Consider the following 13,480-nt stretch of genomic DNA (forward strand, 5'->3'; position numbering starts at 1 on the left):
TACTAACCCTGCGTAAACCATGGCAGCGGGTTACAAACATGGCTGAACTTTCTTCATGTTTTTCAAGGAGCTCATGCATGTTTTCCCTTCGTCGTGCCGGCCAGCTGATCGCTGCCACCACAACCACCGCACTTGTCATCACCGTCGCGCCGTTCGCAGGCGCCGCTGAGGCTGATCAGGTCAAGATCCGCGTTGCCAACATCACCGACTTCCACGGCCGCTTGGAAGCGAATGCTCGCAACGGGGAGATGGGTGCCGCCAACATCGCGGGCATCATCAACTACATCCGCTCCCAAAACCCGAACACAATCGTGACCAACTCGGGCGACAACCAGGGCGGCTCCGCGTTCATCTCCGCGATTTCGGATGACAAGTACACGATGGACTTTGTCAACGCGATCGGCACCGACGGCATTGCAGTTGGCAACCATGAGTTTGATAAGGGCTACAAGGACCTCATCGAGCGCATCATTCCGGGGACCAACGACAAGCAGCTGGGTGCCAACATTTTCAAGGAAGACGGCACCCGTGAGGTCAAGGCGTACACCATCGTGGAGCGCGACGGCGTCAAGGTCGCTCTTGTGGGCACCACCTCTAACCTCACGGTTTCCAAGTCCAACCCGGCCAACGTAAAGGGTCTGGACATCAAGGATTCTGCGCTGCAGGTGAACGAGGAAGCAAAGAAGATCAAGGACGCGGGCAAGGCTGACGTTGTTATCGCCCTGATTCATGACCCGGCGAAGGAAGCTTCTGAAAAGCTCGATCCGCAGTACGTGGACTTCGTCTTTGGTGGTGACTCCCACATTAAGGATCTTGGGCTCGGTGCGGAGGTAAAGTACGCGCAATCATACGAGTACGGCAAGGTAGTGACGGATCTTGACTTCACCTTTGACAAAGCCACGAAGAAGATCGTTGAGCTGGACGTGAAGCAGTACGAGTACGCAGATCTGGCGGCGCTGAACATCACTCCGGATGAGGACGTTGCTTCCATCGTCGCTGAAGCCAAGAAGGAATCTGACAAGCTCGGTGAGCAGGTCGTTGCGACCGTTGGTGCAGACTTCAAGCGCGGCTCCAACCCGGGCGCCGCACCTGGTACCAACCGCGGCACCGAGTCCACGGCAAACAACATGATCGCTGAGTCCGCACTGGTAGCCCTTGAGAAGTTCCTGGGTGAAGACATTGACTTTGGCATCATGAACGCCGGTGGCGTCCGTGATGATCTGGCGCAGGGTGATGTGACATACAAGCAGGCCTTTAGTGTCCAGCCGTTTGGCAACAGCATCGACGTAGCTACCATGACTGGCGCTGCTATCAAGGAAGCTCTGGAGAACCAGTGGCAGACTGCAGAAGATGAGGCGAAGTCTGGTCGTCCGCGTCTGGACATGGGCCTGTCCGACAACGTGTCCTACATCTACAACCCGGATGCCCCGCGCGGTGAGAAGATCACCAACATCATCATTGATGGCAAAGCAATGGAGATGGACAAGGAGTACCGCGTAGCAGCGTCCTCCTTCCTCTTTGATGGCGGCGACGCCTTCATTGACCCGAAGAAGGTGACCAACCGCAACACGGTCGGCTACAACGACCTGGCAGCGTTTGTGGACTACCTGAAGACCGGCGATGCAAAGGTTCGCGCTGGCCAGAAGGACGTCGGCGTTGTGCTGCCGGAGGGCGGCCTGAAGGCTGGTCAGGCAAACACCATCACGCTGAGCTCCCTGAGCTACTCCAGCGAGGGCGAGCCGCAGGCGAAGACCGTCACCGTGAAGGTTGGCAAGACCGAGGTGACCGCAGACGTGGACAACGCTGTTACTGCGGCGGACAAGGGCCTGGGTGAGCAGGGCCGCGCAACCGTGACCATTGAGCTGCCGGCAGACACCTACAAGGACGAGCCGCTGGTGATTACCACCGATGCAGGTACCGAAATCACGATCCCGCAGAACATTGTTGATGGTGTGGAGCGTCCGGCTGCACCTGAGCAGCCTGAGGGCTCCAGCCTGGGCGCTGGCCCGATCGTGGGCATCCTGGTAGGTGTCCTTGGCCTGCTGGCGTTGGCGTTCGCATTCCCGATCCACCAGATCCTCGGCCCGCTGGCTTACCTGGGCTAATCCGCTAGTACTGCGCTAGTGCTACGCCAGAGAGCCTAACCAGAGAGCCTGACCGCCGCCTCGCCATGAGGCGGCGGTTTACGCATTGCGCGCCAACGCGACAATGGGCGACCGGAAGGACTTAGTCGATGGGATAGCCGGTGACTGGGCCTTCGGTATTCGGCTGCCAGCCCAGCGCGGGAGCGACGTGGGTGGCGAAGTTTTCCAAGATCTTCACGTTGACGTCCACGCCCATTCCGGTGGGGATGGTAATGAGCAGCGTGTCGGCGGCCATGACCGCAGGGTCGGCCTTGAGCTGCTCAATGAGCTTGTCCGGCTCGGCGGCGTAGGTGCGGCCGAAGGTAGTGGAGCCAACGTCGGGCAGAGCGCCCACCTGATCGGAACCGGAGGCGTGCATGCCGAACATCTGCATATCCGCACCGTCGACGATGGGGAATATGGAGCGGGACACCGACACGCGCGGGGTCCAATCGTGACCAACTTCCTTCCACACGGCACGGTAGCGGCGTATCTGGTCAGCCTGGATCTCGCCTAGAGTCTCAGCAGTGGTTTCGGAGACCAGGGTGGAAGACATCAGGTTCAGCCCGTCCTTCGCAGTCTGCTCCGCAGACGCGTGGGTGCCCGAGCCGTAAAAGATGTGCCTGCGCAGCGCGGGTGCCATGGGGAAGACGGGCAGGGCCGAGCCGGGCTGGAACATGTTGGGGTACTGACGCTCCAGCGGTGCGGCGGTGGCGAACCCGGTGCCGTCGACAGCAGCCATGAAGGTCTCAAGATGGGCGCGCGCCACGTCAGCACCGTTGGGGGCCTCGCCCTTGTAGCCGAAGGCCTCCCAGCCGCGCTCAGCAACCTCGGGCGCGCCGCGGGAGACTCCCAAGGCCACACGTCCGCCGGAGAGCTGATACAGGGATGCGGCCTCCTCGGCGAGGTAGAGCGGATTTTCGTAGCGCATGTCAATCACGCCGGTGCCCACCTCGATTTGCTTGGTGGTGGCGGCAACCGCACCAAGCAGTGGCATCGGCGCGGACGCCTGTGGCACGAAGTGGTGGACGCGGAAGGAGGCATTGTTCACGCCGATCTCGTCCGCAGCCTGGGCGATCTGCAGGTGGATCTTGGCGATCTTCTCCGCAGACGGCCCGCGCTGGCCGCCGACGGCATAATGCCCGAAGCTCAAGAAACCGAAAGCTTTCATTGGATAACCCTCACTTTTAGTGATGTGTCAACAAAGAGGGTAGCATTCCGTATTGGATTCTCACGGGACGTGACGGGTTCACTCACTGGTCAATGGCCCGCTGCAGGCGCTTCTAGACAGGCCAGAGAAATCAAAACCGCCTCACCCGAAAGGGTAAGGCGGTGATGAATGCAGCAGGGCTGTCTTACGGCTTCATGAACTTCTGGCCGAAAGCGAACAGGGTGCCCAGCAGGCTGATGACTGCGGTGATCACGGCGATCCAGTCCTGGATTTCCTTCGGGCTCATGTCCTTTGCAGAAGAGCCGCCCTCCTTGGAGGAGCTGTCGTTGGAGGAGCTGTCCTTCTTTGCCGGAGAAGCCTGGTTCGGCTCCGTCGGCTTCTTCGTCTTGCCATCGTTGATGGTCGGCGAAGTGGTGCCGGTCTTGCCATCCTCAGCGGCGGCGACGGAAACACCAGAGGTCAGAACAGCGGCGGCGGTGGCGGCAGCGATGATGCCCTTACGGAACTGCATGCGAAAATCCAATCTGTGACGGATATCTATTGTGACGGGAAGTATAGTAACAGGGATTCAACCGTTAGCAATAGATCTACTTTTCAACGGTTGCGCTGTTAATCTTCACTTCCTTAGCAGGCGCACCGTCCGGGGCACCGCCTTCAACGCCCGCTTCGGCGATAGCGTCAAGTGTTTCCAAGCCAGCGTTATCAATCTGGCCGAAGTAGGTGTACAGCGGCGGCAGCACGGACGGGCCGTAGTTCAAGAAGAACTGGGAACCATTCGTGTCAATGCCAGCGTGTGCCATGGCGATCGTGCCACGGTCATAGCGCTGCGGATCCTGCAGCATCATCGAGGCGTACTGGCGCTTTTCTTCATCGCTTGCGTCCTCCGGAATGCCCATCTGCGTCAGGTCAACGCCGTCAAGCGCCTCATCGGTGGGGAACTCGTTTGGGAACTGGAAGCCCGGGCCACCAGCGCCCGTGCCAGACGGGTCACCACACTGCAGCACCTTCAGGCCATCAGAAGTAGTCAGGCGGTGGCAGACGGTGTCATTGAAATAGCCGTCCTCCGCCAGGTACTCAATAGCGTTGACCGTACACGGCGACACGGAGCGATCCAGCGTCATGCCAATCGGGCCGGCGGAAGTATCCAGGTTGACCATGACGGTGCCCTCAGTAGACACACCTTCGGTCTGCGGCAGGCCCTTGAAGTACTCATTGCGGCCGTCCTCGGTGTAGACGCAGTCCACCGTCGCAGGCAGGGCAGTTGCGCGAGCGGTAGCAACCGCCTCGTAGGAAGTTGCGTCAAACTCCTCAGCTTCCTGCGTGGTCGTCTCGGACTCGGACGCAGTATTATCCACGTCATCGCTGCTGTCCTGGTTGGCCATGAAGTAGATGCCGCCGCCCAACGCTGCGATTACAGCCAGCGATGCAGCTGCGGTGATCCACGGGCTACGTGCCTGTTTGCGGTCGCGCGCTGCCAGTTCCTTCTCCAGGTTCTGCAGCGCCTGCTTGCCGCGCTCTTCGTTGCTTGCCACCATCGCCTCGTTTCTTAAAAAGGGTAAAAGTTCGCTCAAATCCTAACAGCTCGCGCGACAACCCCTAGGATTCGTACGCATGAGCACTTTGCGTATCCAGGGTTTCGCCGCCGGTCCGTACGGCACCAACTGCTACGTCTGCATTGATGAGGAAACCCGCCGCGGGTTTGTTGTAGACCCAGGCATGGGAGCTGCGCCAGTTGTGCGCAAGATGCTGGAGGAGAACAACTCTGAGCTTGAGGCAGTCGTGTTGACCCACGGTCACATTGATCACATCCGTGATGCCGCCGAGCTAGGTGCACCCGTCTACATTCACCCGGCGGATGAGTTCATGCTCAGTGAAGGTATCCCGGAGCAGTCGCGGCTGCTTTTCGACGCCCACACGCTCCCCCTCCCAGATACCATCCACCACCTGGAAGACGGGGAAGCAATCACCGTTGCAGGGGAGACGTTTCACGTACGCCATGCTCCCGGCCACTCGCCGGGAAGCGTTTTGGTGGTGGGCGAGGAGTTCGCTTTTAGTGGTGACGTGGTGTTTCGGGGCTCAGTGGGGCGTACTGATTTGGATTATTCGGATGAGGGGGACATGGTGGCGTCGTTACGCGGGTGTGTCTGGGAGCTTGATGATGCACTCACATTGCTGCCGGGGCACGGGCCGGTGACCACCATGGCGCACGAGCGGGCAACCAACCCATTTATCCTGCGGGCCAATGCGGGGCGCTAAGCTCAAAAACCGTGACTGAGCAGAACTCTTTTAAGGCCCTGTCTGCCCCCAAGGGCGTACCCGACTACGTACCCCCGGCATCCGCCACGTTTATTCGTGTGCGCGATGAGTTTGCGCATCAGGCGCGCCAGGCCGGCTACCAGCACATTGAGCTGCCGGTGTTTGAGGACACGACCCTGTTTGCGCGCGGCGTGGGCGAATCCACGGACGTGGTGAGCAAGGAGATGTACACCTTTGCTGACCGCGGGGACCGCTCCGTGACGCTGCGCCCGGAAGGCACCGCAGGTGTCATGCGTGCGGTAATCGAGCACAACTTGGACCGTGGCTACCTGCCAGTAAAGCTGAATTACTACGGCCCGTTTTTCCGCTATGAACGCCCGCAAGCAGGCCGCTACCGTCAGCTGCAGCAGGTGGGTGTAGAGGCCATCGGCGTGGATGACCCGTACTTGGATGCTGAGGTTATCGCGCTTGCAGATCGGTGCTACCGTGCCGTTGGGCTCACCGGCTTCCGTTTGGAGCTGACCAGCCTGGGCTGCCGCGAGTGCCGCCCGGCCTACCGCGAGAAACTGCAAAGCTTCCTGTTCGCGCTGCCGCTGGATGAGGAGACCCGCCACCGCGCGGAGATCAACCCGCTGCGCGTGCTGGATGACAAGCGTGAAGACGTCCGCGCGATGATGGCGGATGCGCCCCTGATGCTGGACCACCTGTGTGAGGGCTGTCGCACCCACTTCGAGGCCGTCACCGGAATGCTCGACAACATGGGCGTGGAATACGTGATCAACCCACGCATGGTTCGCGGTCTGGATTACTACACCAAGACCACTTTCGAGTTCGTCCACGACGGGCTGGGCGCGCAGTCCGGCATCGGTGGCGGTGGCCGTTACGACGGTCTCATGGCTCAGATCGGCGGCCAGGACCTCTCCGGTATCGGCTTTGGCCTTGGCGTGGATCGCACGGTGCTTGCGCTTGAAGCTGAGGGCGTGGTCCTTGAGGGCGTTGAGCGTCGCGTAGACGTCTTTGGCGTTGGCATTGGCGAAAAGGCCCAAGAGCGGATGGCGCTGCTGATCAATGAGCTGCGCGCTTCTGGTATCTCCACTGACATGGCTTACGGCGGCCGCGGGCTCAAGGGCGCGATGAAGGGCGCTGACCGCGCTGGCGCCAAGTTTGCACTCGTGCTGGGGGATCGCGAGCTGGAGGCCGGCGAGGTTACCGTGAAGAACCTCGCGGACCACTCCCAGGTGACGGTTGCACTGAACGCGGAGGCGGTTGCTGCGGCTGTCCAGGCCTAGCACGCGATTAAGTAACAAAAATCTGTAACATAACTGCTTTTCCTGCTAGGTTTCTGTTGCTAAAGTCAAGCGCATGAGATACACGCCGACGCCCGTTCGCCGCGGAATGCGCGCGATAGGTGAGCATGTTCGCATTCAACGCAAGCTGCTGGGGCTTACCGGCAGCATGGTTGCTGAGCGTGCTGGCATTTCGCCGACCACGCTGAGCAAGCTGGAAAACGGGCAGGGTGCCGGGTTGGACGCGACGCTTGCGGTCCTCAACGTGCTGGGACTGCTCGACCGCGTGGTCACGGCAAGCGATCCCTATCTCACAGACGTGGGTCGCTTGCGGGCCGCAGAGCAGCTGCCCGAACGGGTTCGAACCCCGAAACCGGATTTCTAGGGGAGAAGGTAGTGGGCGACAGTAAGATTGCGGTTACCACCGTCATTGGCGACAATGACGTCCTTGCTGGATATATTTACCGCACGCGAGCGTCGGCGTCGTTTGCGTACGAACCCTCCTTTTTGGCCCGTCCGGACGCCTTTTCCTTGGCTCCAGCGCTTGGTCTTTTCTCAGGGCCACAGCCAATCTTGCCAGTAAACCCGTTTAGCGACTCCGCGCCAGATACATGGGGCCGAAAAGTTCTCATGCGCGCAGCAGGGCGAAATCTGGACGAGGTTTCGCTGCTGCTTGGGGTCAATGACAACGGCAGGCAAGGGGCGACCCGCTTCTGGGTCGATGGAGTTGCGGTCGCAGATGGCGAAGGCGTTCCGGGTGAGCACGAACTTGTAGAGGTTTTGCGCACGGCTGATCAAGTACAGCGCGGTGACAGAGATATTCTCGAGCGCAATGTGAGGAGATTGTTCCGCGCGACTGGATCGCTTGGCGGTGCGCGTCCCAAAGCCAATGTCCGACGTGGGCAAGAGCTGTGGCTTGCAAAGTTTCCTAAACCCCACGGGGATCAGTGGAACGTTATGGCATGGGAGGCAGCAACACTAGGGCTGATGCAGCGAGTGGGAATAAAGGTTCCTGCCCATGAAACCCGCACTTTTATTGTCGATGGGGAGGACCGCACAGTGTTGTTCCTGCGTCGCTTCGACCGTGACGTTGCAGGGGTACGCATTCCCTACATGTCTGCAATGACCGCGCTGCAAGCCGTTGACGGAGGCGGCGGTGACTGGATCGATCTCATTGAATGGTCCCAATACAGTGGCGCAGATACCACCGAGCAATGGCGACGTGCCGTTTTCGGGGTCCTCGTTGGCAACGTAGACAACCATCTCCGCAACCACGGTTTTCTTCGGAATGGCGGGTCCTGGGTCCTATCACCGGTATTCGATGTCAACCCCACCCCGCCTGGGGACGGCGATGCCTACGAGCTCACACTCGACGGCAAGTCGCAGCTATCCCTCGAAGACTTCACAGAGCCGGCAGTACTCGACCTCTTCGGCGTATCCCTCGATATCGAAACCACAGAATGGCTCCGTCAGGTGCGCAGCGTCCTAGAACAAGCGCCGGCATTAGCCACCGCACATGGTGCGGACGCATTCAGTATGGCGGTCATGGAGGACCGCTTTACGCACGCAAAAGAGCAAATTGAGCAGGTTTTGTAGAGCCCAGTTGGACTAGCACTCGATGATGTTGACCGGCAGACCAAGCTGCACAGCGAGGCCGCCCATAGACGTCTCCTTGTACTTCGTCATCATGTCGCGGCCAGTGGAGGCCATGGTTTCAACGACGTCGTCGAGGGTGACAATGTTGGTGCCGTCGCCAAGCTTGCCCAAGCGTGCCGCGTTAATGGCTTTCACACCACCGATGGCGTTTCGCTCAATGCAGGGAACTTGCACAAGCCCGCCGACAGGGTCGCAGGTAAGCCCCAAGTTATGCTCGAGTGCGATCTCAGCGGCGTTTTCTACCTGCTGCGGGGTGCCGCCAAGGATGGCGCACATACCAGCGGCAGCCATGGATGACGCCGAGCCAACCTCGCCCTGGCAACCAACCTCCGCACCCGAAATCGAGGCGTTGGTTTTAATAATGACGCCGATAGCGCCTGCCGTGAGCAAGAATTCGTGCACGCGGTCGCGGTCAAAATCGTCGGTGAAGTCACGGCAATAATGCATCACCGACGGGATGATGCCTGCCGCACCATTCGTCGGGGCAGTAACCACCTGACCGTGAGCAGCGTTTTCCTCATTGACCGCAAGCGCATACAGGTTGACCCACTCCATCGCGTCAAGCCCGCGGGCCGTTGACGCTTGATATTCCGCGGTTAGCAGGCGGTGGAGACGATTCGCGCGACGTTTGACGTTGAGGCCGCCTGGCAGTGTGCCCTCGGTTTTCAGCCCGTGGGCAACGCATTCCTGCATGACGTCCCACACGGCGTCCAAGTGCTCGTTGAGAGCGTCCCTGCCGTGCAAGGCTTCCTCGTTTGCCCGCATGACTTGGGCGATGGTTAGACCGTGCGTGGCGCACTGCTCCATCAGTTCTTTACCCGTGTCAAAGGGGTAGGGCACAGTCTTCTCGTGCGCGACAGCAACCACGCCAGCTTCGTTCTCATGCGCGGACATGCCCGCACGGTCAAGGATGAACCCACCGCCGATGGAGAAGTACTCCACGTTCTCTGCCAGCTGGTTGCCTTGGGCATCCCAAGCGTCAAAAATAAGGCAGTTGGGGTGTTCTGGCACCGGCTGGGGGTTGAACTCCACCTCATACTCCACGCTGCCGACAGGACCCGAGATGGTGCCAGTCAGCGGGATTTCTTCGCCGGGTTTCGGCGAAATGTCTGCGCTGGTTGTCGTCGGCGTGTATCCGACAAGGCCAAGCAGAACCGCGCGGTCGGTGCCGTGGCCAACACCAGTGGCGGCAAGCGAGCCACGAAGTGCTACGCGCACCTTCGCCGGCAGCTGCGGCAGGGTACTCACAAACGCCTGGGCTGCGCGCATCGGGCCCACCGTGTGTGAGGAAGACGGGCCGATGCCGATAGAAAACAGATCAAGAACGCTAACAGTTGCTGACTTGGTTGGCATTGAAACTTCCTCCTCCAAGGTGGGTTGGTTGTGGGCTTAGGTAACGGCAGCAAGTGCCGGAATGTCCGTTGGGCCGACTACGGCAATGGGGCGCTGGTCAGCGTTGCCGTGCTCCGTAATGATTGCCACACGTGGCAGTGCGCCAGATTTTAGCGGTGTAGTCAACGCTTCGATGGCCGCGGCTGCCGGTGCGGTTCGCGGCAGAAACACCGGGTGGTCGTGTTGTCCGGAAAGTTTAAGCGCCTCGCTGATAGACGTTGAACCGATAGTGTCGTCATCCTGTAAGGCGACTGCAATCCAACGCGCAATGGCATTGGTGGTGAGTAGGCCGACGCACACGCCACCGTCGTAAATCGGAAACTGTGTGTGGCCTGACTCCCGGATCGCATGCAGCGCATCGCGAACCGCATCAGCGGGGGAGAAGGTGACCACCTTTTGGTTCTGGCCCACCACCTCTAATGCGGTGACGGGTTTGAGCAACACGTCCCGAAGATGCTCGAGTGCTGCGACGGTTTCAGGCAACGGCTCCGCGATTGGTTTGAAGTCCCGGTACTCGCCGTGGCTGATCGCATTGCGCAGCTCAGCGTATTCCTTCAGATCAGTGGACTGTTCCCAGGTAATCAACCCACGCTTGGCTGCCTGGGAGCACATCCACTTAAAAGAGTCGCTTTTCTTCGCGCCTAAGGCCTCGCGCAGAAACCCCTCCACGTCATTGAACGCGGCAAGGAATGCAACGGCGCGATTTGGTGAATCAGCCATGACCGCGAGCGTACGCGAATTAGTCGTTGTACACGCCTCGGTTGAGGGTGTCGCAGGCAGACATCTTGCCGGTCTGGTAGCCAGCCATAAAAGCGGTGCCGCGCTGCTCGGAGGAACCGTGGGTCCACGCATCTGGGTCAACCTCGCCGCCGGAGCGACGCTGAATGTTGTCATCACCGATGGACTGCGCGGTTTGGATAGCCTCGTGCAACTGCTCGTCTGAAACAGACTCCAAGCGGCCGCCCTGCTGTGCGTAATGTGCCCACAGGCCTGCATAGCAGTCCGCCTGCAGCTCAATAGCAACCGCAGCGGAGTCCTCGCCAGGGTTCTTGTAGTCGCTCAAACCCAGGGTGCCCTCGATGTGCTGGATGTGGTGACCCATCTCGTGCGCGGTGGCATATGCCTGAGCCAGGGGACCTGCGCTGCCGCCAAGCTGCTGCAGCTGATCGAAGAAGGACACATCCAAGTACGCCGTCTCATCGCGCGGGCAGTAGAACGGCCCCGTTGCAGAAGATGCGTAACCACAGCCGGAAGCCACTTCGCCCTTGAAGATGTGCATACCTGCCGGGCGGTACTCCAAGTTGGCCTGCGCCGGCAGTACCTGGGACCACACATCATCAACAGACAGCACCGTCGCGGCGGCAAGGCAGTCCGAATACTCATTAGCCGCATTCGGCTGATCACAGTGCTCCAGGTTGTAGTCGCCCTGCGACTGGTACTGGCCCTGCTGGTCACCACCAAGACCAAGACCACCGAGGCCACCGTTGAAGAAGAGCAGCACCAGCAAGATCAAAAGGATGGTTCCGCCACCACCGCCGCCAAGCAACAACGGCAGTGCAAGCAGGCCGCCTGAACCGCCTCGCTGTCCGCCACGGGAACCTGAACTGGTTTGCACACGCCCGCTTGCGCCTTGGCTGGCATCTCCTCTAAACGTCATGGCTTGCATTGTGCCAAACAACCTAAGCGCATGTCTTGAGACGGTCGCGGTAGACTCTTGCGCGATAAGTTTTAACGCCTTTTGGAAGGACTAGGAAAACACCGTGCTGCGCACTCACCTTGCGGGGAACCTCAACAAAGACCTCGACGGCCAGACTGTCACCCTCACCGGTTGGGTGGCGCGACGCCGCGATCACGGTGGCGTGATCTTCATCGATTTGCGCGACCGTTCGGGTATCGCCCAGGTTGTCTTCCGCGAATCTGATGTGGCGGAGGCTGCGCACGACCTGCGTAGTGAGTTCGTTGTCAAGGTCACCGGCGTGGTGGAGCCACGTCCGGAAGGCTCTGCAAACCCGAACCTGGCTTCCGGCGAGATCGAGGTCAACGCCACCGAGCTGACCGTATTGAACAAGTCGGCGGCGCTGCCGTTCCAGATTGAGGATGCTTCCTCCACCGAGGTCGGTGAAGAGACCCGCCTGAAGTACCGCTACCTGGATTTGCGCCGTGAGCGTCAGGCGAACGCCATGCGTCTGCGTGCAAAGGTAAACCAGGCTGCACGCCGCGTGCTGGACAACCACGATTTCGTAGAGATTGAGACGCCGACGCTGACGCGCTCCACCCCGGAGGGTGCACGTGACTTCCTGGTGCCGGCACGTTTGAAGCCGGGCTCCTGGTACGCACTGCCGCAGTCGCCGCAGCTGTTTAAGCAGCTGCTGATGGTCTCCGGCATGGAGCGCTACTACCAGATCGCTCGCTGCTACCGCGATGAGGATTTCCGCGCTGACCGCCAGCCTGAGTTCACCCAGCTGGACGTTGAGGCCAGCTTTGTTGACCAGGATGACATCATTGAGCTGGCCGAGGAAATCTTGGTGGAGCTGTGGAAGCTCATTGGCTACGAGATTCAGACGCCGATTCCGCGCATGACCTACAAGGAGGCGATGGAAAAGTACGGCTCTGACAAGCCGGACCTGCGCTTTGACATCCCGCTGGTGGACTGCACCGAGTTTTTCAAGGACACCCCGTTCCGCGTATTCAACGCTGAGTACGTGGGCGCCGTGGTGATGGACGGTGGCGCATCTCAGCCGCGCAGGCAGCTGGATGCTTGGCAGGAGTGGGCCAAGCAGCGCGGTGCGAAGGGCCTTGCCTACATCCTGATTCAGGAAGACGGTGAGCTGACCGGCCCTGTGGCTAAGAACATCACCGATGAAGAAAAGGCTGGCATTGCAGCACACGTTGGCGCGAAGCCGGGGGACGCAATCTTCTTCGCTGCCGGTGACACGAAGTCTTCTCGCGCACTGCTTGGCGCAGCCCGCGGTGAGATCGCTCGCAAGCTGGACCTGATCAAGGAAGGCGACTGGGCGTTTACCTGGGTTGTGGACGCGCCGCTGTTCGAGCCGGCTGCGGATGCAACGGCTTCCGGCGACGTGGCGCTGGGCCACTCCAAGTGGACGGCTGTGCACCACGCGTTTACCTCCCCGAAGCCGGAGTTTATGGATAACTTCGAGAACAACCCTGGAGAAGCACTCGCGTACGCCTATGACATTGTCTGCAACGGCAATGAGATCGGCGGTGGCTCCATCCGTATCCACCAGCACGACGTGCAGAAGCGCGTGTTTGAGGTCATGGGCATCACCGATGAGGAAGCAGACGAGAAGTTCGGCTTCCTGCTTGATGCTTTCCAGTTCGGCGCTCCTCCGCACGGCGGTATCGCCTTCGGCTGGGACCGCATCGTCTCGCTGCTCGGTGGCTTTGAATCCATCCGAGACGTTATTGCGTTCCCGAAGTCCGGTGGCGGTGTTGACCCGTTGACGGATGCGCCGGCCCCAATTCCGGCAGCACAGCGTGCAGAGACGGGTGTGGATTTCAAGCCGAAGAAGAACACCGAAAAATCCACAGAGAAGGCAGACGGCGACAACGCCTAACGCCGGTAGAGACCCAAT

The 13,480-nt window shown here is 60.2% G+C and carries 12 protein-coding genes; 6 read left to right on the forward strand and 6 right to left on the reverse strand.

Translation table 11 applies throughout. From position 1 onward, the window contains the following. Positions 1 to 77: 77 nt before the first annotated feature. Positions 78 to 2,105 carry a bifunctional metallophosphatase/5'-nucleotidase gene (locus AK829_RS02835; protein WP_052204061.1) on the forward strand — a complete coding sequence of 676 codons (2,028 nt, stop codon included), beginning with the start codon at positions 78 to 80 and terminating at the stop codon, positions 2,103 to 2,105. Between the two features lie 121 nt (positions 2,106 to 2,226). Here the strand turns inward: AK829_RS02835 and AK829_RS02840 are convergent, their stop codons facing one another. The 3 genes from AK829_RS02840 to AK829_RS02850 form a co-directional block, all read right to left on the reverse strand. Further along, positions 2,227 to 3,294, reverse strand: a complete 1,068-nt coding sequence (locus tag AK829_RS02840; RefSeq protein WP_052204063.1) for an LLM class flavin-dependent oxidoreductase — start codon at positions 3,292 to 3,294, stop codon at positions 2,227 to 2,229. A gap of 184 nt (positions 3,295 to 3,478) precedes the next feature. After that, positions 3,479 to 3,805, reverse strand: a complete 327-nt coding sequence (locus AK829_RS02845) for a hypothetical protein (protein ID WP_052204064.1) — start codon at positions 3,803 to 3,805, stop codon at positions 3,479 to 3,481. A gap of 76 nt (positions 3,806 to 3,881) precedes the next feature. Further along, on the reverse strand, positions 3,882 to 4,826 hold the full coding sequence (locus AK829_RS02850) for a peptidylprolyl isomerase (RefSeq protein ID WP_052206348.1): 945 nt from the start codon (positions 4,824 to 4,826) through the stop codon (positions 3,882 to 3,884). 79 nt (positions 4,827 to 4,905) lie between these two features. Between AK829_RS02850 and AK829_RS02855 the strand changes: the two genes are divergently transcribed. The 4 genes from AK829_RS02855 (at position 4,906) to AK829_RS02870 (ending at position 8,432) form a co-directional block, all read left to right on the forward strand. Further along, on the forward strand, positions 4,906 to 5,550 hold the full coding sequence (locus tag AK829_RS02855) for an MBL fold metallo-hydrolase (protein ID WP_052204067.1): 645 nt from the start codon (positions 4,906 to 4,908) through the stop codon (positions 5,548 to 5,550). Between the two features lie 11 nt (positions 5,551 to 5,561). Further along, positions 5,562 to 6,839 carry a histidine--tRNA ligase gene (hisS, locus tag AK829_RS02860; RefSeq protein WP_052204069.1) on the forward strand — a complete coding sequence of 426 codons (1,278 nt, stop codon included), beginning with the start codon at positions 5,562 to 5,564 and terminating at the stop codon, positions 6,837 to 6,839. 73 nt (positions 6,840 to 6,912) lie between these two features. Then, positions 6,913 to 7,221 carry a helix-turn-helix domain-containing protein gene (locus AK829_RS02865; RefSeq protein WP_052204071.1) on the forward strand — a complete coding sequence of 103 codons (309 nt, stop codon included), beginning with the start codon at positions 6,913 to 6,915 and terminating at the stop codon, positions 7,219 to 7,221. Positions 7,222 to 7,232: 11 nt separating this feature from the next. Beyond that, on the forward strand, positions 7,233 to 8,432 hold the full coding sequence (locus AK829_RS02870; protein ID WP_052204074.1) for a type II toxin-antitoxin system HipA family toxin: 1,200 nt from the start codon (positions 7,233 to 7,235) through the stop codon (positions 8,430 to 8,432). Between the two features lie 12 nt (positions 8,433 to 8,444). Here the strand turns inward: AK829_RS02870 and AK829_RS02875 are convergent, their stop codons facing one another. Genes AK829_RS02875 through ypfJ form a run of 3 tightly spaced genes read right to left on the reverse strand, consistent with a single transcriptional unit; the run spans position 8,445 to position 11,541 of the window. Then, entirely contained in the window at positions 8,445 to 9,845 is a 1,401-nt protein-coding gene (locus AK829_RS02875; RefSeq protein ID WP_052204076.1) for an L-serine ammonia-lyase, read from the reverse strand. A gap of 36 nt (positions 9,846 to 9,881) precedes the next feature. Continuing rightward, the gene (locus tag AK829_RS02880; RefSeq protein ID WP_052204078.1) at positions 9,882 to 10,604 is read right to left on the reverse strand and encodes a CBS domain-containing protein; all 723 of its coding nucleotides are present in this window, start codon (positions 10,602 to 10,604) and stop codon (positions 9,882 to 9,884) included. Positions 10,605 to 10,623: 19 nt separating this feature from the next. Further along, complete coding sequence (gene ypfJ / locus AK829_RS02885; RefSeq protein ID WP_052204080.1) at positions 10,624 to 11,541, reverse strand: KPN_02809 family neutral zinc metallopeptidase; 918 nt, start codon at positions 11,539 to 11,541, stop codon at positions 10,624 to 10,626. A gap of 103 nt (positions 11,542 to 11,644) precedes the next feature. Here ypfJ and aspS point away from each other — a divergent pair, with 103 nt between their 5' ends. Further along, positions 11,645 to 13,462 (forward strand): aspartate--tRNA ligase, encoded by a 1,818-nt coding sequence (aspS, locus tag AK829_RS02890; protein ID WP_052204082.1) that lies wholly within the window; start codon positions 11,645 to 11,647, stop codon positions 13,460 to 13,462. Positions 13,463 to 13,480 lie beyond the last annotated feature (18 nt).

The sequence above is a fragment of the Corynebacterium riegelii genome (genome assembly GCF_001263755.1).
GTDB lineage: Bacteria > Actinomycetota > Actinomycetes > Mycobacteriales > Mycobacteriaceae > Corynebacterium > Corynebacterium riegelii.